Raw genomic sequence first — 18,726 nt, 5'->3', positions numbered from 1 at the left:
GCCTCGCGCGAGGCAGGATGTATGCCGTGGCGGGCAGGGTCAAGGACGAGGACATCGCGCTGGTCCGGGACCGGACGTCGATCGCCGACATCATCGGCGAGACGGTGACGTTGCGGCCCGCGGGCGGCGGAAACCTGAAGGGGTTGTGCCCCTTCCACGACGAGAAGACGCCGTCCTTCACGGTGGCCCCTGCCCGAAATGTCTACTATTGCCACGGCTGCGGCCAGGGCGGGGACGCGATCAAGTACCTGATGGACGCGGAGCATCTGTCGTTCATCGAGTCGATCGAGCGCCTCGCGTCGCGGTCCGGGATTCAGCTTCGGTACGAGGTCGACAACTCGCCCAGCGCGCCCCGCCCGCAGACCGGGCAGCGGCAGCGCCTGCTCGCCGCGCACGTGTCGGCGGCCGAGTTCTACCGCGACCAGCTCGGCACGCCCGGCGCGCGCAAGGCCCGCGAGTTCCTCGCGCAGCGCGGCTTCGGCAAGGACGCGGCCGAGCGTTACGGCTGCGGCTTCGCCCCCGACTCGTGGGACGCGCTCGCCAAGCACCTGCGGCAGAAGGGCTTCACCGCCGAGGAGCTCAACTCGGCCGGTCTCACCAAGCCGGCCCGCTCGGGCTCGCTGATCGACCGGTTCCGGCGGCGGCTGCTCTGGCCGATCAAGGACCTCACCGGCGACGTCATCGGGTTCGGCGCGCGCAAGCTGTTCGACGACGACGACGGCCCGAAGTACCTCAACACGCCGGAGTCGCCGCTCTACAAGAAGTCGCACGTGCTCTACGGCATCGACCAGGCGAAACGCGAGATCGCGAAGCGCGGCCGGGCGGTGATCGTCGAGGGCTACACCGACGTGATGGCCTGTCACGAGGCGGGCGAGCCGACGGCGGTCGCGACCTGCGGCACGGCGTTCGGCGTCGACCACATCGGCGTGCTGCGGCGGCTGCTGATGGACAGCGACAGCTTCACCGGCGAGATCATCTACACGTTCGACGGTGACGCCGCGGGCCAGAAGGCGGCGCTGCGGGCGTTCGAGGAGGACCAGCGCTTCGTCGGCCGCACGTTCATCGCGGTGAGCCCGGACAACATGGACCCCTGCGAGCTGCGCCTGGCGAAGGGCGATCTCGCCGTACGGGACATGATCGCCGGCCGGGAGCCGCTGGTGGACTTCGCCTTGCGGCACACGATCTCGCGCTTCGATCTGGACACGGTCGAGGGCCGGGTCGAGGCCATGCGCAAGGCCGCGCCGCTGGTTGCCAAGATCAAGGACAGGGAGAAGCGGCCGGAGTACGCGCGAAAGCTCGCCGGCGACCTCGGGATGGATCTCGAGCCGGTGCAGCGGGCCGTGAGCGCGGCGATGCGCGGCACGGAAGCGTCGCCTTCGCCCCAGGCGGCCCGCGCCGCCGAGTCGCCGCAGCGGCTGGTGGAGCGGGAGTCCCTCAAGCTCGCCCTCCAGGAGCCGGTGCTGGCCGGCCCGATGTACGACGTGGTCGGCCCCGAGGACTACGGCGACGGCGTCTACCGGGCGATCCGGGCGGCGATCGCCGAGGCGGGCGGGGCCGGCTCGGCGTCGGCCGGTGGCGTGGTGTGGATCGAGAAGGTGCGCGACTGCTGCGACGACCTGGCCGGCAAGGGCCTGATCTCGGAGCTCGCGGTCGAGCCGCTGCGCGTGGACGGCGCGGTCGACCCGCGGTACGTGCAGATCACGCTGGCCCGGCTCCAGGTCGGCTCGGTGACGACCCGTATTCGTGATCTCAAGTCGAAGGTGCAGCGGCTCAACCCGGTGGCGCACAAGGATGAGTACCTGGCGCTGGCCGGGGAGCTCTTCTCGCTCGAACAGCAGGCGCGCGCGTTGCGCGATCAGGCGGCAGGTGGACTGTGACTTTCTTGAAGAGGCGCCCCAAGCTTCCGGCGGCGCTGCGGCCGGCGCTCGGTGCGGACGAGCGGGTCGTGGCGTGGGCCCCGGTCGACGAGACGAAGGCGCTGGTGGCGACCAACCACGGCCTGTGGCTGCCGGGCGGTGAGAAGCTGGGCTGGCACGAGATCCACAAGGCCGCCTGGTCCGGGCGCGAGCTGCGGATCACGCCGGCCGAGAAGGCCGAGGAGCGCGACGAGTACGTGGTTCTCGTCGACGGCCCGGTGATCGGTTTCCTGCTGCTGGAGCCCGGCGAGCTGCCCGACCAGGTGCGCACCCGGGTGACCCGGTCGGTGGCGTACACCGCCCATCACACGCTTAACACCGGCGGCGTACGGGTGGTGGGCCGTCGCGTTCCCGGGCGGAACGGGCTTTCCTGGGCCGTGCGCTACGACTCCGGCACGCCGGTGGCGCTGCCCGCGGTCGTGGAGCTGACCGAGGAGCTCGTCTCGGCCGCGCGGGGAGCGACCACCCCGGCGGACTGATATTCGGCGGTTTTTGTCATACCCGTTCTCTAGGGTCGGCGGCGTGGACTCCCTCATTCATGCGCGCGGTCTGGTCAAGCGATTCGGCGATTTCACGGCCGTCGACGGCATCGACGTCGACGTGCGGCGGGGTGAGGCGTTCGGCTTCCTCGGGCCCAACGGCGCCGGCAAGAGCTCGACCATGCGCATGATCGGGTGCGTCTCGCCACCGACCGAGGGCGTGCTGAGGATCCTCGGGCTCGATCCCCGGCGCGACGGCCCCCGCATCCGGGCCAAGCTGGGCGTCTGCCCGCAGCTCGACAACCTCGACATGGAGCTCACCGTCCAGGAAAACCTGACGACGTACGCGCGCTTCTTCGGCATACCGCGCAAGGTGGCCCGCCGCCGGGCCGCCGAGTTGCTGGAGTTCGTGCAGCTCGGCGAGCGGGCGACGAGTCAGGTCGAGCCGTTGTCGGGCGGCATGAAACGACGGCTCACGATCGCCCGGGCCCTGGTCAACGAGCCCGAGATCGTGCTGCTCGACGAGCCGACCACGGGCCTCGACCCGCAGGCCCGCCATCTGGTGTGGGAGCGGCTGTTCCGGCTCAAGCGGCAGGGCGTGACGCTGGTGCTGACCACCCACTACATGGACGAGGCCGAGCAGCTGTGCGACCGGCTCGTGGTGATGGATGGCGGCCGCATCGTGGCCGAGGGCTCGCCCCGGGCCCTGATCGAGCAGTATTCGACGCGCGAGGTGGTCGAGCTCCGGTTCGCCGCCGAGTCCCAGGAGGCGTACGCGGAAAAGCTCGCCGGCCTGGGCGAGCGCGTCGAGGTGCTGCCCGACCGCATCCTGCTCTACGTCGAGGACGGCGACGAGGCCGCCGCCGAGGTGCAGCGCCGGTCGCTGAGCCCGGCCAGCGTGCTGGTCCGCCGCAGCAGCCTGGAAGACGTGTTCCTGCACCTCACCGGCCGGACGCTGGTGGACTGATGACCCACGTCCTGGAATATCACCTGGTCCACTACCGCCGCACGTGGCGGTCGAGCGCGCTGTCCATGCTGGTCATGCCGCTGCTGACGATGCTCGGGTTCGGGGTCGGCGTCGGGGCGTACGTGACCGGCGGCGTCGACGGCGTGCCCTACCTCGACTGGATCGTCCCCGGCCTGATCGCCTCGACCGCGGTGCAGGCCGCGCTCGGCGAGGCGACCTGGCCGGTGCTGAGCTACTTCAAGTGGCTCAAGGTCTACTTCGCGCAGGCCGCGGCGCCGCTGCGGGTGGCCGACATCCTCGGCGGCCACATCCTGTTCATGCTGTTCCGCATCCTGCTGAGCACCGTGGTGTTCCTCGTCGTGGCCGTCCTGTTCGGAGTGGTCCACTCGGGGTGGGCGGTGCTGGTGCTGCCGATCTCGCTGCTGGTCGGCCTGGCGGTGGCGGCGCCCACGGTGGCCTACAGCGCGTCGGTCCGGATCGACAGCTACCTGGCGATCCTGATGCGGTTCGCGGTGCTGCCGATGTCCCTGTTCTCCGGGGTGTTCTTCCCGATCGAGTCGCTGCCCACCCTGCTGCGCTGGGTGGCGTGGGCACTGCCGCTGTCGCACGGCGTCGACCTCAGCCGCGACGCGATGCTCGGCGTCGCACCCGGGCTCGGCGGCCTCGGGCACGCGGTCTACCTGCTCGCCTGGTGCGGGCTGGGCTCCTGGCTCGCGCACGACCGCTTCCGCCGGCAGTTGGTGGTCTGAGATGCCGGTCGTCAATCTGGTGCTTCCGCGGGTCGCCGCGGGCATGGGCCGGCGCGCGATGTCGGTCACCGAGCGCAACGTCGCCTGCCTGCGCTCGGCGTACTGGGTGGTGATGCTCTCCGGTTTCCTCGAGCCGGTGCTCTACCTGTTCTCGATCGGGGTCGGCGTCGGCGGGCTGATCGGCGACCTGCCGCTGCCCGACGGCCGGCTGGTGAGCTACGCCGAGTTCGTGGCGCCGGCCATGCTCGCCTCGGCCGCGATGACCGGGGCGCTGTCCGAGACCACCTTCAACTTCTTCGGGAAGATGAAGTTCATGCGCCTCTACGACGGCATGCTGGCCACGCCGGTGCGCCCGATCGAGATCGCGCTGGGCGAGCTGGCCTGGGCGATGGTGCGCGGCGTGCTCTACTCGGCCGCGTTCCTGGTGCTGATGGTGGGGCTCGACCTGACGACCCCGCTGCGCGCGCTGGCCATGCTCCCCGCCACGGTCCTGGTCGGCTTCGCCTTCGGCGCCCTGGGCATGGCCACGTCCACGATCATCCGCAGCTGGCAGGATTTCGACCTGATCGCTTCGGCGCAGTTCGCCCTGTTCCTGTTCTCCGGCACGTTCGTCCCCGCCACTCGCTACCCGGCCGCGCTCCGCTGGGTGATCGAGGCGACCCCGCTGTACCGCTCGGTCGACCTGATCCGGGCCCTGAGCCTGGGCCCGCTCGGCGTCATCCAGCTGCTCGACGTGCTCTACCTGCTGGGGTTGCTCGGGCTCGGCCTGACCGTGGCGGGTCGCCGCATGCAGAAGATGCTCTGCAAGTAGGGGTGCCGGTCGAGCGGGTCATCAGAGTCGCGCGCAATGGCCTGCTCCGGCCACGCGCTGCGCCGGTCATCGCTGCTGCTCGTCGTTGCTTTGATCCGGCAGCGGGCGATCGAAAGGACATGCCCTGGATGCGTGGCGGCCGATTCCCCGTCGATCGTGGCCGGGCCGCCGCTGAGCTGCCGCCGAGCCGGCCGTTCAAGGCCCCTGGTGACAGCGTGCTTGCCGTAGCCAGTGCCAGGCCGGTGACTCACTCGAGATCTTGATGAATCCGGGCGCGTGGCGAGCACAAACTCTCCAAGATCTGGAGGCGTGCGGCCCGAGGCCGGTGCTGGCGGTCGCGCAACGTGAGCTGTCGGCTGTCGCCGAACCGGGCGACGGCCCCGCTCCCATGACCCCCCACCCCCGCACCGCTGCCCCAGCGCGAACGACCGTATTTGGCCGGTTGCGTTAGGGAGGCGGCATCCGCGGGCATTGCCAAGGTGGGCGTTGTCGCACGTAGCGGGGAGGTTTCGTGCGGACGGCCCGGAGAGAACGCTGCCCGGAGGGACCCCGCTATGAAGCTTCGCCACAAGGCCGATGACGACCACGACGACGCCAAGTCGAGCGCCGGCACCGCTACGGCCGCCGCGCAGGACGGGCCGGAGGCGACGCAGGCTCGCGCCCGAGGGGCCGAGGACTACGACGTCGCGGCCGCCTCGACCACGCGGACCGGCCCCGACGCCGGAAAGATCGGACACACCGTGCCGCCCGACGCCGGCCCCGACTCGCCGTCGCAGCTGCGGTTCAAGGGGATCTTCGCGGCCGTCAAGCGGACGTTCAAGCAGTTCTCCGAGGACAACATCTCGGACTGGGCCGCGGCGCTGACCTACTACGGCGTCCTGTCGATCTTCCCGGGCGCGCTGGTGCTCGTGTCGATCCTCGGGTTCCTGAGCTCGAACGGCCGCCAAACGGTGCAGAACACGATCGACCAGGTGACCACCAACAAGCAGATCCAAGACCTGGTCAACACCGTGCTCGGCCAGGTCAACGGCTCGAGCAAGGCCAGCCTCTCGGTGATCATCGGTATCGTGCTGGCCTTCTGGTCGGCGTCCGGCTACATCGCCGCGTTCATGCGCGCGTCGAACGCGGTCTACGACGTCCCCGAGGGCCGCCCGATCTGGAAGACCCTGCCGATCCGCGTCGGCGTCACCGCCGTCGTCGGCCTCATGCTGATCATCTCGGCCTTCATCGTCGTCTTCACCGGCGACGTGGCCCGGGTGGTCGGCGAAAAGCTCGGCTTCGGCGGCGTCGCGGTCACCGCCTGGAGCATCGCCAAGTGGCCGGTGCTGGTGATCCTGGTCAGCCTGATGTTCGCGATCCTCTACTGGGCGTCGCCGAACGCCAAGACCGGCGGTTTCCGCTGGGTCAGCCCCGGCGGCATCTTCGCGGTGGTGCTGTGGCTGGTGGCCTCCGGCGCGTTCGCGATCTACTTGGCAAACTTCGCCAACTACAACAAAACGTACGGCACGCTGGGCGGTGTAATCGCCTTCCTGGTCTGGATGTGGATCTCCAACATCGCCATCCTGCTGGGCGCCGAGCTGGACGCCGAACTCGAACGCGGCCGCGCCATCGCCGCCGGCCACGACCCGTCCGACGAGCCGTTCCTCGAGCTGCGCGACGACCGAAAGCTCAAGAAGGGCAGCGAAAAGGGCCTGACGGTCGATTAGCCGGGCGTCGTCGAATTCACCATTGTCGTGCGTGGGTGGTGGGTACAGACCGTCGCTCCCGCCGGGACCCGGGCGGGCCGAGCAGGGCGCTGACGCGCCCAAATCACTCGCCCCACCCGGGCGACCTGCGTAGGCGGTTGCGCTTACCCCATTCTCCGGACGCGCCGCCCCGCATTCGCCCAGCTACGACGGCCCGCCGCAATTGCCCTGGTCCGCCGCGTTGAGCCGGCCCGGTACTTGCGCTGGTCCGCCGTGTTGAGCCGGTCGGCCGCTTGTGCTGGTCCGTCGTGTTGAGCCGGTCGGGCGCTTGTGCTGGTCCGTCGTGTTGAGCCGGCCCGGCACTTGCCTTGGTCCGTCGCGTTGAGCCGGTCCGGCGTTTGTCCCGGTCCGCCGCATTGGGCAGGCCCGGGCGGTCGCCTCAGTCCCGCCGCGCAGAGCTCACCCGCCTCAGTCCGCCGCGCCGAGCTCACCCGCCTCGGTCCGCCGCGCAGAGCTCACCCGCCTCAGTCCCGCCGCGCAGAGCTCACCCGCCCCGGTCCGCCGCGCTGAGCCGGCTGGGCATCCGCCCGAGGGTCAGCGCTGAATTTCGAGCTACTGGCCGTACCCAGGCCACCCCCACCCTTTTCGGGTGGGGCCCATTTGAGCAACCGGGTATGACGTTTCTCTGCGGTTGTCCACAAGCGGGCTGGGCCGTGGGATCGGATAGCAGGCAGAGCAAAGTAGGCCGGCAAGGGCTGGGCGGCCATGCTGGGCCGCGAGCCGCGAGCCGCGAGCCGCGAGCCGCGAGCCGCGAGCCGCGAGCCACGAGCCACGAGCCGCGAGCCACGAGCCGCGAGCCGCGAGCCAGCAAGCCGTGCGCCACGGCCACCAGCGCTGAGCCGTGAGCTACAGCAACAAGCCGTGAGCCGTGGGCTACGACAACAAGCCGTGAGCCGTGTTGCACCGGTCGGACGCCGTCTGCGTAGGTGGTTCGGGGACTGGGTGGCGCGTACGAGAACGGGGCTCTGGGCATGATCAAATGCCGGGCAAGGGCCTAACTTTTGGTGGGGGCGACGAAAGTTGGGAGTGATCTTCGAGAAGGTATGGACTGTGGAGGCGGAAGGAGCCTAATGTGACGGGCACAACACGGCGGTGTTGATGAACTTGTGAGTGCCCGGAGGTGTCCGTGTTTTATGCCGACGCTCCGCACCTGCGGATATTGCGGCTGCTTCGGGACGAAGGGCCGGTGTCCCGAGCCGAGCTCGGTGACCGGCTCGAGCTGACCCGCCCACGCCTGCTCGCCGAGGTCGAGCGCCTGGTGGGGGGTGGGTTGATCGCCGAAGCGGGGATGGCGGCCTCGCGCGGGGGGCGGCGGTCGACGCTCGTGGAGATTCACCCGCGGCTACGGTTCGCGGCTGTCGATCTGGGGGCAAGTTCGATCGACATCGAGGTGACCAACGGGCGGCTCGAGCCGGTCGCCGCCTATCGGGAGGCGGCCGACATCCGGTCGGGGCCCAAGGCGATACTGCAACGGGTCAACGAGTTGCTCGCCAAGGCGCGCACCGACGGGGCGTACGAGCGCCTCGATGCCGTGGGAATCGGGGTTCCGGGGCCGGTCAGCTTCCGTGACGGGGTGCCGGTTTCGCCGCCGATCATGCCGGGATGGGATCGCTATCCGGTGCGGGAGGTGCTCGCCCGCGAGCACGGCTGCCCGGCGGTGGTGGACAACGACGTCAACATCATGGCGATCGGCGAGCGGCACGGCGGGGTCGCGCACAGCGTCGACGACTTCCTGTTCGTGAAGATCGGCACCGGCATCGGGTGCGGCATCCACCTGGCCGGCGCCGTCTATCGCGGGGTCGACGGGTGCGCCGGCGACATCGGGCACATTCAGGTCGACGCGAACGGGCCGGTCTGCTCGTGCGGCAACGCCGGATGCCTCGAGGCGCTGTTCAGCGGCGCGGCGCTGGCGCGGGACGCGTTGGCGGCGGCCCGCGCGGGGGAGTCGCCGGCACTGGCCGAGAGATTGGCCGGCAAAGACGGCAAAGACGGCCAAGGCGGCAAAGAGGGCGGCGGCGAGCTCACCGCCAAGGACGTGGCCGACGGCGCGGCCGAGGGCGACGTCACCTGCATCCGGCTGATCCGCGAGGGCGGCCGGCGGGTGGGCGGCGTGCTCGCCACATTGGTCTCCTTCGGCAACCCTTCGATGATCGTGATCGGGGGTGGGTTGGCCCAGCTCGGGCACGTGCTACTAGCCGAGATCAGGAGCGTCGTCTATCGCCGGTCGCTGCCGCTGGCCACCGGAAATCTCCCCGTCGTCCTGTCCGAGCTGGGTGGCCGCGCCGGGGTGACCGGGGCGGCGGTGCTGGCCAGCGACATGGCCTTCGAGCAGGCGTCATGAGCACCGGCGAGGTCGTGCTGCAACTGACCGATGTGGTCAAGACCTTCCCGGGCGTACGCGCGCTCGACGGCGTGCAGCTGGAGGTGCGCGCGGGAGAGGTGCATTGCCTCCTCGGGCAGAACGGCGCCGGCAAGTCCACCTTGATCAAGGTGCTGGCCGGGGTGCACCACGCCGACGGCGGCGAGATCACCTGGCAGGGCGAGCCGTTCGCGCCGGCCACGCCGCAGGCCGCGATGCGGGCCGGCATCGCCACCATCTATCAGGAGCTCGACCTGGTCGACGACCTGTCGGTGGCGGAGAACGCGTTCCTCGGTCACGAGCACGGGCGGTTCGGGTTCACCCGGCGGCGCTCGACGGCCGGGCGCACCAAGGAGATCCTCACCCGGCTCGGGCACGCCGAGATCCCGGCCACGCAGATGGTCCGGAAGCTGCCCGCGGCCGGCAAGCAGATCGTCAGCATGGCCCGTGCTCTGTCGCACGACGCCCGGCTGATCGTCATGGACGAGCCCAGCGCCGTGCTTGCCCATGACGAGGTCGCCAACCTGTTCCGCATCATCCGCGAGCTGACCGCCGAGGGCATCGCGGTCATCTACATCTCGCACCGGCTCGCCGAGATCCGCGAGATCGGCGACCGGGTGACGGTGCTGAAGGACGGGCGCACGACCGCGGCGAACCTGCCGGCGCGGACCACGCCGACACGGGAGCTGGTCGGAAAGATGACCGGCCGGAGCATCGAGTACGTGTTCCCGCCGCGCCCCGAGAAAGCAGCAGAACGAGATCCGCTGCTCGTTGTCGACGGGCTGACCAGGCACGGCGAGTTCGCCGACGCGAGCCTCACGGTGGCGCCGGGCGAGATCGTGGGAATCGCCGGCCTGGTCGGCTCCGGAAGGTCGGAGCTGCTCGAGACGATCTTCGGGGCGCGACGACCCGACGCCGGCACGATCACGCTGGCCGGCAGCAAGATCACCGGCGTCGGAAAGGCCGTACGACTGGGCATGGGAATGGCCCCCGAGGAGCGCAAGAGCCAGGCGTTGCTGCTCGACGAGCCGGTCTACAAGAACATGACGCTGTCGTCGTTCGCCGGCTTCGCGCACGGCGGATTCACCGACGCCCGGGACGAGCGGGCGGCCGCCCTCAAGACGGCCGACCAGCTCGAGCTGCGACCGCGCGACGTGGAGCGCCCGGCCCGCACGCTCTCCGGCGGCAACCAGCAGAAGGTGGTCGTGGGCCGCTGGCTGCTGGGCGACACCCGCCTGCTGCTGCTCGACGAGCCCACCCGCGGCGTCGACGTGGGCGCGCGGGCCGAGCTCTACCAGGTGATCCGGGGATTGGCCGCCGACGGGGTGGGCGTGCTCCTGGTCTCCAGCGAGGTGCCCGAGGTGCTCGGCCTGGCCGACCGGGTGCTCGTGATGCGCGAGGGCCGGCTCATCCATGAGGCGCCGGCCGGGGAACTTGACGAAGACACCGTTCTCGACCTCGTGATGGCGGGGTCGCTTCTGGAGGGTGAGCCAGCATGATCGCCGAAACGGCGCCCGCCTCCCGGAAAAAGTGGGGGCTCGACGAGAACGCGGTACGCAACCTGGGCCTGGTCGGCGTGCTGATCGCGCTGGTGGTCATCGGGATCATCACCAAGCCCGAGCTGTACTCCGACCCGACCTGGGTACGCAACAACATCCTCACGATCCTCCAGCAGGCGTCGGCGATCGGTGTCGTCACCGTCGGGATGACGTTCGTGATCATCGGTGGCGGCATCGACTTGTCGGTCGGGGCGATCATCGCGCTCGCCGGCGTCTGGAGCACCACGCTGGCGACCCAGAGCTATGGCGCCATCGGCATGATCTTCACGGCCCTGGTGGTCGGCATCGCGGTGGGTCTCGTCAACGGGGTGCTCATCTCGTACGGGCGGCTGGTTCCTTTTATCGCCACGCTCGCGATGCTGGTCTCGGCTCGTGGCCTGGCCGCGCAGATCTCCGGGAAGCAGACCCAGGTCTCGGCCAACGACACGATCAACGCCATCGCGACCACGAAGCTGATCGGCATCCCGCTGCTGGTCTGGATGCTGGCCGTGGTGGTCGCCGCCGGATGGGTGCTGCTCAACCGCACGACGTTCGGCCGGCGCACGGTCGCGGTCGGCGGCAACCCGGAGGCCGCCCGGCTCGCCGGCATCAACGTCAAGCGGCACACCGTGCTGCTCTACGCGCTCTCCGGCCTGTGTTGCGGCATCGCCGCGATCATGTTGACGTCCCAGGCGACCAGTGCTCAGGCCGCCATGGCGAATCTGTACGAACTGGACGCGATCGCCGCGGCGATCATCGGCGGCACGTTGCTCAGCGGCGGCCGCGGCACCATCATCGGCGCCCTCTTCGGGGTGCTGGTCTTCTCCACCATCACCAACCTGTTCGCCATCAACAACCTCTCCACCGAGGTTCAGAACATGGTCAAGGGCGGCATCATCGTCGCCGCCGTCTTGATCCAGCAGTTCCGGTATCGCTCCCTCACCAACCTTCTCAAGCGCTGACACTTCCCGACCCGGAAGCCGGGTACCCCTTGGAGGAATCATGTCCGCTTTGTCCCGTAGGCGCGTTCTGTTCGGCGGCGCGGCCGTCGGCGCCGGCGCGCTCCTGACCGCTTGCACCAGCAACGACCCCGGCACCGACGCGCAGGTGAAGACCAACTCGAGCGGCGACGCGAACGCGGCGGCCGGTCAGAAGGTCGTCATCGGGTTCTCCGCGCCGGCCGCCGACCACGGCTGGATCGCGGCGATCACCAACAACGCCAAGGCGCAGGCCGCGGCGTACACCGACGTGGAGCTCAAGACCGTCGAAGCCGGCGCCGATGCCGCGGCCCAGCGTGCCGCCCTGTCGACGCTGATCGCGCAGAAGCCCAACGTGATCGTGATGCTCCCGTGGGACGGCAAGGAGCTGAACTCGGCCGGCCTCGAAGCGATGAAGGCCGGCATCCCGGTCGTCAACCTCGACCGCGCGTTCCCCTCCCCGGCCGCCTTCCGCCTGCAGATCAAGGGCGACAACTTCGGCATGGGGCTGGCCGCCGGGCAGTACATCGGCGAGCAGCTCAAGGCCAAGGGCGTCAGCAACCCGATCATCGGCGAGATCCCTGGCATCGACTCGCTGGAACTCACCCAGGAGCGCACGCAGGGATTCAACAACGCCTTGGCCGTGTACGGGTTCAAGGTCGCCAACCGGCGCCCGGCCGAGTTCACGGCCGACTCCGGCCAGGCCGCCGCGACCGCCCTGCTCCAGGCGCTGCCCAAGATGGACGCCCTCTGGAACCACGACGACGACCAGGGCATCGGCGTGCTCGCCGCGATCAAGCAGGCGAACCGCAGCGAGTTCTTCATGGTCGGCGGCGCGGGCTCGAAGGCGGCCATCGACGCGATCACGGCCGACAACAGCGTGCTGAAGGCGACGGTCACGTACAGCCCGTCGATGGCGTCCTCGGCGATCTCGCTGGCTCGCCTGATCGGGCAGGGTAAGGGTATGAGTGATCTTGTGGAATTGCAGGTGCCCAAGGAGATCACGCTCGCGTCCGAGACGATCACCAAAGAAAACGCTGATAAGTACGCCAAGTTGGGCTTCTAAGGGGATATTTCATGTCGAAGCAGCTGCGGGTCGGCATGGTCGGTTATGCGTTCATGGGCGCCGCGCACTCCCAGGCGTGGCGCACCGTGAACCACTTCTTCGACCTGCCGCTGTCGGCACGGATGTCGGTGGTGTGCGGCCGCTCCTCGGATGGGGTAGCGGCCGCCGCCGCCAAGCTGGGCTGGGAGTCGCACGCCACGGACTGGCGCTCGGTCATCGAACGGGACGACATCGATCTCATCGACATCTGCACGCCCGGTGACACGCACGCCGAGATCGCGCTGGCGGCGCTGGCCGCCGGCAAACACGTTCTCTGCGAGAAACCCCTGGCCAACACGGTGGCCGAGGCGAGAGAGATGGCTTCGGCCGCGGCCGAGGCACAGACCCGGGGCGTACGCGCGATGTGCGGATTCAACTATCGCCGGGTGCCCGCCGTGGCGCTCATGCGCCAGATGGTCGCCGACGGCCGGATCGGGGTGCTGCGCCACGTCCGCGCCACGTACCTCCAGGACTGGATCGTCGACCCCTCGTTCCCGCTGGTCTGGCGCCTGCGCAAGGAGGTGGCCGGTTCCGGTGCGCTGGGCGACATCGGGGCGCACATCATCGATTTGACCCAGTACGTGACCGGGCAGTCGATCTCCTCGGTGACGGCGCTGACGGAAACGTTCGTCGGATCTCGTCCGCTGCCTACCGCCTCGTCCGGGCTCTCGGCCTCGGGGAGTCAGGAGTTCGGCGACGTCACGGTCGACGACGCCGCGCTGTTCCTGGCCCGGCTCGACGGGGGAGCGGTCGCCACGTACGAGGCCACCCGCTTCGCGACCGGGCGCAAGAACGGCATCCGGGTCGAGCTCAACGGGTCGCTCGGATCGCTGGTGTTCGAGTTCGAGCGGATGAACGAGCTCAGCTTCTACGACGCCACCCGGCCCGAGGCGGAGCAGGGCTTCGCCCGGATCCTGGTGACCGAGCCGACCCACCCCTACATGGCGGCGTGGTGGCCGCCGGGGCACCTGATCGGCTACGAGCACTCGTTCACCCACGAGATGCGCGACCTGATCGCGTCCATCGCGGACGGGACCGACCCGGCCCCGTCCTTCGCCGACGCGCTCCAGATCCAGCTCGTCCTCGACGCGGTCGCCCGGTCGGCCGAGTCGACGCAGTGGACGAAGGTGGATCTTTAACAACGCGTTTCGCGTACGAAGGCGTCCGTCGCGAGCCGGTGAGGGACGGCATGGTTGCGCCCCATGCCGGACCGGCTCGCGACGGAAAACCCTCTTTCCGGATTACTGTCGCGCTTTCTGGACTACCCGTGCGCCCGCACGGGTGACCGGCGCGTGCGTGTCCGAAGGTGCTGATAGTGCACATTGAACACGCTCGCTGAGGGCGTGGCCGCTTGCTCGCGCAGCTCCCTACCGGCAGGTCACCCTAGCCGCGCGCATTGGCAAACGCCGATGGAATCGCGGCCGCCGGATCATGTCCGCGCATGTCACCGCGTCGCACGGTCGGTACGCCGCTGATCCTGTGGGCGCATGACGCTCGTATCCGAGGGCAGACACACCCCATGGATGGAGGCGTCATGGCAACGCGACGGGCCGTTCCGCGTGCGTCGAGGATCGACGCCCGTATGGTCCATACTGGACGCCTTAGCACGCGCGGATGCACGTGCAGATGCACCGGTGCCCGGGGAGGACTCTGATGCGGCTGAGACATCCTTCCGGCCGGATCGTGCACCTCAGCTGTGAGATCGCGCCCCGGCCCGACAGCAATCTACCGGGAATCGTCTCCCAGCTCGATACCTACGGGGCCGTCCGCGCGCGCCTCGGCGTCGACCTGCTCGGCGTCAACCTGGCCCTTCCCCCCTCGCTCGCCGCCGCCCTCGCCGTCGAGAGCCGCGCCCGCACCCGGCTTCGTGCCGAGCTCGACGCCCGCCGGCTCGAGGTCGTCACGTTGAGCGGCGCGCTCTTCGGCGAGGGCGGCGGCGAGGAACAGCCGGCCGGGGTGTCGCCGGCCGGGACGTCGGCCGCCGGGACGTCGCCCGCCGGGACGTCGCCCGCCGGGACGTCGGCCGCCGGGGCGTCGCCCGCCTGGACCGAGCCGGCCCGCCGGGAGTACACGCTCGACCTGGCCCGCATCCTGCTCGACCTGCTCGACGAGGACGCGGTGCGCGGCGCGGTCAGCACGATCGGGCTCGGCCCGCGGGCCGGCTGGGCCGAGGCGTCCGACAAGGCGAGCGCCGGCATCTTGCGCCGCCTCTCCGCCGGCCTTGCCGACCTGGCCTGGCAGAACGGCCGGGCCGTGCGCGTCGGCTTCCAGCCCGCGCCCGGGCTCGTGCTCGACGGCCCCGACCAGACCGTCACGGCGCTGAGCCGGCTCGACAAGGAACGCCTCGGGGTCTGCCTCGACCTCGGGCACGTGGCGCGCACCTGGGCCGACCCGGCCGCCGGCATCGAGTCGCTCACGGACGCCGGGCTCTCGGTCATCGAGGTGCGGCTGGCCGCGGTGCCGGGCGGGACGACCGAGGCGTGGCGGTCCGCGCTGCGTCAGGTCTTCGGCGCCGGCGGACCCCTCACCGAATACCTGACGCTGCTCAGCCGAGTGCCCGACCCGACGCCCGAGCAGGTGGCCGGCGACGTCGCGTACCTGCTGGCCGAGCTGGCCGCCCTCGGCCTCGCGCCGGAGAACGAGCCCTGCCCCGCGCGCTGATTTTTCGGTAGGGTTTTCTCAGCCGCTTCGGGCGGGCCGGTTCGGGAGGCGCAAGCCCGGCCGGTCGTACCGCCCGCGCGGTCGTCTGTTCTCGGTCGGTCACCCCTCGCCGTCCGCCGATTTCGGCTGCGATCAGGGAGACGACAGTGGCACGACCCATCACGCTCTTCACCGGCCAGTGGGCCGACCTGCCCTTCGACGAGGTGTGCCGGCTGGCCTCCGAGTGGGGCTACGACGGCCTCGAGATCGCCTGCTGGGGTGATCACTTCGAGGTCGACCGGGCGCTCGCCGAGCCCGACTACATCGACCGCAAGAAGGCCGTCCTGGAGAAGCACGGCCTTTCCGTCTACGCGATCTCCAACCACCTCGTCGGGCAGGCCGTCTGCGATCACCCGATCGACGAGCGGCATCAGGACATCCTGCCCGCGGTGATCTGGGGCGACGGCGATGCGGAAGGCGTCCGGGAGCGCGCGGCGGAACGCATGAAGGACACCGCCCGGGCGGCCGCCAAGCTCGGCGTGAAGACGGTCGTCGGCTTCACCGGATCGTCGATCTGGCACACGGTCGCGATGTTCCCGCCCGCCTCGCAAGCCATGATCGACCGGGGCTACCAGGACTTCGCCGACCGCTGGAACCCGATCCTCGACGTGTTCGACGAGGTCGGGGTGCGGTTCGCGCACGAGGTCCACCCCAGCGAGATCGCGTACGACTACTGGACGACCCGCCGCACGCTGGAGGCGATCGGCAACCGGCCGGCCTTCGGGCTGAACTGGGACCCCTCGCACTTCGTCTGGCAGGACCTCGACCCGGTGAACTTCATCCTCGAGTTCAAGGACCTGATCTACCACGTCGACTGCAAGGACGCGAAGGTGCGTACGGGTGACGGGCGCCGGGGCCGGCTCAGCTCCCACCTGCCGTGGGCCGATCTGCGCCGCGGCTGGGACTTCGTCTCGACCGGGCACGGGGACGTGCCGTGGGAGGACTGCTTCCGGGCGCTGAACGCGATCGGCTACGCGGGCCCGATCTCGATCGAGTGGGAGGACGCGGGGATGGACCGCCTGCTCGGAGCCCCGGAGGCGTTGCAGTTCGTGCGGCGGCTGGCTTTCGACGCCCCGACGGCCGCGTTTGACGCCGCCTTCTCTTCGTCGTCCTGAGTTTCGCCCTGTGGACGGCCGCGGAAAGTTGTCGTAGGCGGGTGCTTTAGTCCTCCCCCACCCGGTAAGAGGGTGGGGGAGGGCTAAAGGGTTGCGCGCCAGCGGCTGGTTCAAGCGCTGGCGCGCTTTCGCGGCCTACATCGGGGCGGTCTCGCTGGCGACCCGCACCAGTTCGACGAGACCACCGGCGTACTCCTGCGACTCGGCGTGCGCCTCGTCGTACGGCGGCTGGAAGCCGACACCCTCCCAGTCCTGGGTCGCGTCGTTCCACAGGTCGTTGCCGACCTCGAAGTCCCACGCGTCGATGCCGAGCTCGTAGTACAGCTCGTCGGCCGAGTTGCCGGCCGCCGAGTAGAGCACGTCCGCGACCGGCCCGGTCTGGGCCGGCCACGTCACCGTTCCGCGCGAGGCGGCGATCGCGCCCACGATCCGGCGGGCGCTGTCGAGGAAGAACTTCGACTCGTCGATCGACGGTCGCGGCAGCGTGACCCGGCCGTCCGCCTTGTAACTGCCGGGCGGCCACATGAAGTAACCGCCGTAGCTGTGCACGTTCATTGCGTACTTGATGTTCGGATGCGCGGAGGCAAGGGCGATCACGTTCCGGCTCTCGGACTCGGACAGCTCACCGGTGCCGGAGTACGTGCCGGAAAGGCAGTTCCCGCTGCCGCCCACGTATCCGTCGAAGTAGGACCCGACGGTGTAGTTGCGGTTGACGTCCACGCCCCAGGAATTGCGGTACTTCGGGTCGCGGCTCGTGCCCGTACAGTGATTGACCAGGTTTTTGCGCTGGAAGTTGTAGTCGTTGAAGGTGTAGTTCGCGCCGTCCGGGTTCACCGTCGGGATCACGAAGATGTCGACCGAGTCGACCAGCCGCCGGGTCTCCGGATCGGTGGCGTAGTTGGCCAGCATCCGCTCGGCGAACTCGAGCGTGACCAACGGCGTCGCCCATTCCCGCGCGTGTTCCTGGCTGTACGCGAGAACGCCGACCTTCGATCCGTCACGCACCTTTCCGATGCGCAGCGCCTGCACGGTCCACGGCTTCTTCGACACCTCGGTGCCCAGCAGCCCGTCGTCCAGCTTGACCGGCCCGGCGACCGGCATCGGCAGGCCGGCGGACCCGTCCTCGACAACCGCGCGGAACCGCTGCGGGTATTTCGCCGAGATGAAGGCGGCGACATCGTCGGTCGTGCTGATCACCTGGCCGGCGGCGTCGGTGGCGAGACTCAAGGTCAAGACCCGGTCCTTGTACGTGGCGGACAGCGGCCGGTTCGCCTTTCCGGGATCGACGGTCTTCACCTGGACACCGTTCATGCCCTGATCCCCGAACTTGACCGATTCGACGACGACCGCGGCCGCATTCGGATCGCCGAGATAGGCCACCGCCGTACGCCGGTAGCCCTGGGTCTTGTTGGGCAGATCGATGACGTCGACCAGGCTCGGATACTGCTTCTTGAGCCGCTTGATGCGGGCGCTGATGTCGGTCGGCGTCATGTACGCCTGAATGAAGTCCTTCTGATATCCGCTCGGCAGCGCCGGGGGAGTGGCATTGGGCCAGACCGCCGGGGTGATCGCCCGGCTCTGCCCGCCGAGGCTGGAGGTGGCCGTCACCGAGACGGGCTTGGCCGGCAGCCGCTGCGGCAGAGCGTAGTGGTACTGGTACTCACCCGAGTCCTCGAAGCGGATCAGCTGGTAGCTGCCGGTAGTGCCATCGGCCGTACGCCAGGTGACCGTGATCTCGACATCGGGATCGTCGGTCGCCGTGGTCGCGACTTGGGTCTGCAGGAACGTCCGCCCGTTGGTCGTCCACCAGTAGGCCTGGAGGAACGTCAGGGTGTCGGCGGCGGCCGCGCTGATCCGGGCCTTGCTCTGGGCCAGCCGGCGGGCACCGTCGGACTGACGCTCGATCACTTGGAGCGGGGTGGCGCCGTCGCGGGTCAGCGCGGCGAGTTCGGCCGAGTCGACCACGAGGTCGGCCAGGACCGCGCCGTCCGCGGCCGTCTTCGGCCGGGCGGCGATGTCGGCGCCGTTCGCGACCAGCCGTTGCAACGCGGCGTCGTCGGGAAGGCGGAAGCGGATGAGGGCGTGCTCGCCGCCGCTGAGCGCGACGTTCACGGCGGGGGTGGTGGTCGCGGGTGCGGCGGCGCTCGCCTCGGACGGGACGAGCGCGACGGTGAGCAGGACGGCGGAGAGCGCCGCCGTCCAACGGACCCGAGAAGACATCGAACCTCCTGCGTCATCGAAGGATGTCGCTCTCCACCCTGTCGA

14 protein-coding genes are annotated in these 18,726 nt (G+C 69.7%); 13 read left to right on the top strand and 1 reads right to left on the bottom strand.

Annotation, left to right across the window (positions count from 1 at the left end):
* Positions 1-17 precede the first annotated feature (17 nt).
* The 13 genes from dnaG (at position 18) to ACZ6TB_RS36765 (ending at position 16,461) form a co-directional block, all read left to right on the top strand.
* On the top strand, positions 18-1,877 hold the full coding sequence (gene dnaG / locus ACZ6TB_RS36825; RefSeq protein ID WP_465562546.1) for a DNA primase: 1,860 nt from the start codon (positions 18-20) through the stop codon (positions 1,875-1,877).
* Positions 1,874-2,395: a hypothetical protein gene (locus tag ACZ6TB_RS36820; RefSeq protein ID WP_465562543.1), complete on the top strand. Its 522-nt coding sequence runs from the start codon at positions 1,874-1,876 to the stop codon at positions 2,393-2,395. Before dnaG ends, ACZ6TB_RS36820 begins: the two co-directional genes overlap by 4 nt.
* Before the next feature lie 43 nt (positions 2,396-2,438).
* Positions 2,439-3,362 (top strand): ABC transporter ATP-binding protein, encoded by a 924-nt coding sequence (locus tag ACZ6TB_RS36815; RefSeq protein ID WP_465562541.1) that lies wholly within the window; start codon positions 2,439-2,441, stop codon positions 3,360-3,362.
* Entirely contained in the window at positions 3,362-4,111 is a 750-nt protein-coding gene (locus tag ACZ6TB_RS36810) for an ABC transporter permease (protein WP_465562539.1), read from the top strand. Before ACZ6TB_RS36815 ends, ACZ6TB_RS36810 begins: the two co-directional genes overlap by 1 nt.
* Before the next feature lies 1 nt (position 4,112).
* The gene (locus tag ACZ6TB_RS36805; protein WP_465562537.1) at positions 4,113-4,922 is read left to right on the top strand and encodes an ABC transporter permease; all 810 of its coding nucleotides are present in this window, start codon (positions 4,113-4,115) and stop codon (positions 4,920-4,922) included.
* 554 nt (positions 4,923-5,476) lie between these two features.
* On the top strand, positions 5,477-6,628 hold the full coding sequence (locus ACZ6TB_RS36800; RefSeq protein ID WP_465562534.1) for a YihY/virulence factor BrkB family protein: 1,152 nt from the start codon (positions 5,477-5,479) through the stop codon (positions 6,626-6,628).
* Between the two features lie 1,159 nt (positions 6,629-7,787).
* Positions 7,788-9,008 carry an ROK family transcriptional regulator gene (locus ACZ6TB_RS36795; RefSeq protein ID WP_465562532.1) on the top strand — a complete coding sequence of 407 codons (1,221 nt, stop codon included), beginning with the start codon at positions 7,788-7,790 and terminating at the stop codon, positions 9,006-9,008.
* The gene (locus ACZ6TB_RS36790; protein WP_465562530.1) at positions 9,005-10,525 is read left to right on the top strand and encodes a sugar ABC transporter ATP-binding protein; all 1,521 of its coding nucleotides are present in this window, start codon (positions 9,005-9,007) and stop codon (positions 10,523-10,525) included. Before ACZ6TB_RS36795 ends, ACZ6TB_RS36790 begins: the two co-directional genes overlap by 4 nt.
* Entirely contained in the window at positions 10,522-11,526 is a 1,005-nt protein-coding gene (locus tag ACZ6TB_RS36785; RefSeq protein ID WP_465562528.1) for an ABC transporter permease, read from the top strand. The genes ACZ6TB_RS36790 and ACZ6TB_RS36785 overlap by 4 nt, the downstream gene beginning before the upstream one ends.
* A gap of 40 nt (positions 11,527-11,566) precedes the next feature.
* Positions 11,567-12,607: a substrate-binding domain-containing protein gene (locus tag ACZ6TB_RS36780; RefSeq protein ID WP_465562526.1), complete on the top strand. Its 1,041-nt coding sequence runs from the start codon at positions 11,567-11,569 to the stop codon at positions 12,605-12,607.
* A gap of 11 nt (positions 12,608-12,618) precedes the next feature.
* Positions 12,619-13,785 carry a Gfo/Idh/MocA family protein gene (locus ACZ6TB_RS36775; protein WP_465562524.1) on the top strand — a complete coding sequence of 389 codons (1,167 nt, stop codon included), beginning with the start codon at positions 12,619-12,621 and terminating at the stop codon, positions 13,783-13,785.
* A 514-nt stretch (positions 13,786-14,299) separates the two neighbouring features.
* Positions 14,300-15,307, top strand: coding sequence for a hypothetical protein (locus tag ACZ6TB_RS36770; protein WP_465562521.1), 1,008 nt, complete (start codon positions 14,300-14,302; stop codon positions 15,305-15,307).
* A 146-nt stretch (positions 15,308-15,453) separates the two neighbouring features.
* Positions 15,454-16,461: a sugar phosphate isomerase/epimerase family protein gene (locus tag ACZ6TB_RS36765; RefSeq protein WP_465562519.1), complete on the top strand. Its 1,008-nt coding sequence runs from the start codon at positions 15,454-15,456 to the stop codon at positions 16,459-16,461.
* A gap of 135 nt (positions 16,462-16,596) precedes the next feature.
* Here the strand turns inward: ACZ6TB_RS36765 and ACZ6TB_RS36760 are convergent, their stop codons facing one another.
* Positions 16,597-18,681, bottom strand: a complete 2,085-nt coding sequence (locus ACZ6TB_RS36760; RefSeq protein WP_465562517.1) for a M14 family zinc carboxypeptidase — start codon at positions 18,679-18,681, stop codon at positions 16,597-16,599.
* Positions 18,682-18,726 lie beyond the last annotated feature (45 nt).

This window comes from Actinoplanes sp. NPDC051537, assembly GCF_055586105.1.
This window is presented reverse-complemented; position numbering and strand designations above follow the sequence as displayed.

Coding starts and splice junctions, on each gene's coding strand:
- ACZ6TB_RS36800 (WP_465562534.1), top strand. CDS start 5,477: ATGAAGCTTCGCCACAAGGCCGATGACGACCACGACGACGCCAAGTCG.
- ACZ6TB_RS36790 (WP_465562530.1), top strand. CDS start 9,005: ATGAGCACCGGCGAGGTCGTGCTGCAACTGACCGATGTGGTCAAGACC.
- ACZ6TB_RS36805 (WP_465562537.1), top strand. CDS start 4,113: ATGCCGGTCGTCAATCTGGTGCTTCCGCGGGTCGCCGCGGGCATGGGC.
- ACZ6TB_RS36770 (WP_465562521.1), top strand. CDS start 14,300: ATGCGGCTGAGACATCCTTCCGGCCGGATCGTGCACCTCAGCTGTGAG.
- ACZ6TB_RS36760 (WP_465562517.1), bottom strand. CDS start 18,681: ATGTCTTCTCGGGTCCGTTGGACGGCGGCGCTCTCCGCCGTCCTGCTC.
- ACZ6TB_RS36810 (WP_465562539.1), top strand. CDS start 3,362: ATGACCCACGTCCTGGAATATCACCTGGTCCACTACCGCCGCACGTGG.
- dnaG (WP_465562546.1), top strand. CDS start 18: ATGTATGCCGTGGCGGGCAGGGTCAAGGACGAGGACATCGCGCTGGTC.
- ACZ6TB_RS36785 (WP_465562528.1), top strand. CDS start 10,522: ATGATCGCCGAAACGGCGCCCGCCTCCCGGAAAAAGTGGGGGCTCGAC.
- ACZ6TB_RS36780 (WP_465562526.1), top strand. CDS start 11,567: ATGTCCGCTTTGTCCCGTAGGCGCGTTCTGTTCGGCGGCGCGGCCGTC.
- ACZ6TB_RS36775 (WP_465562524.1), top strand. CDS start 12,619: ATGTCGAAGCAGCTGCGGGTCGGCATGGTCGGTTATGCGTTCATGGGC.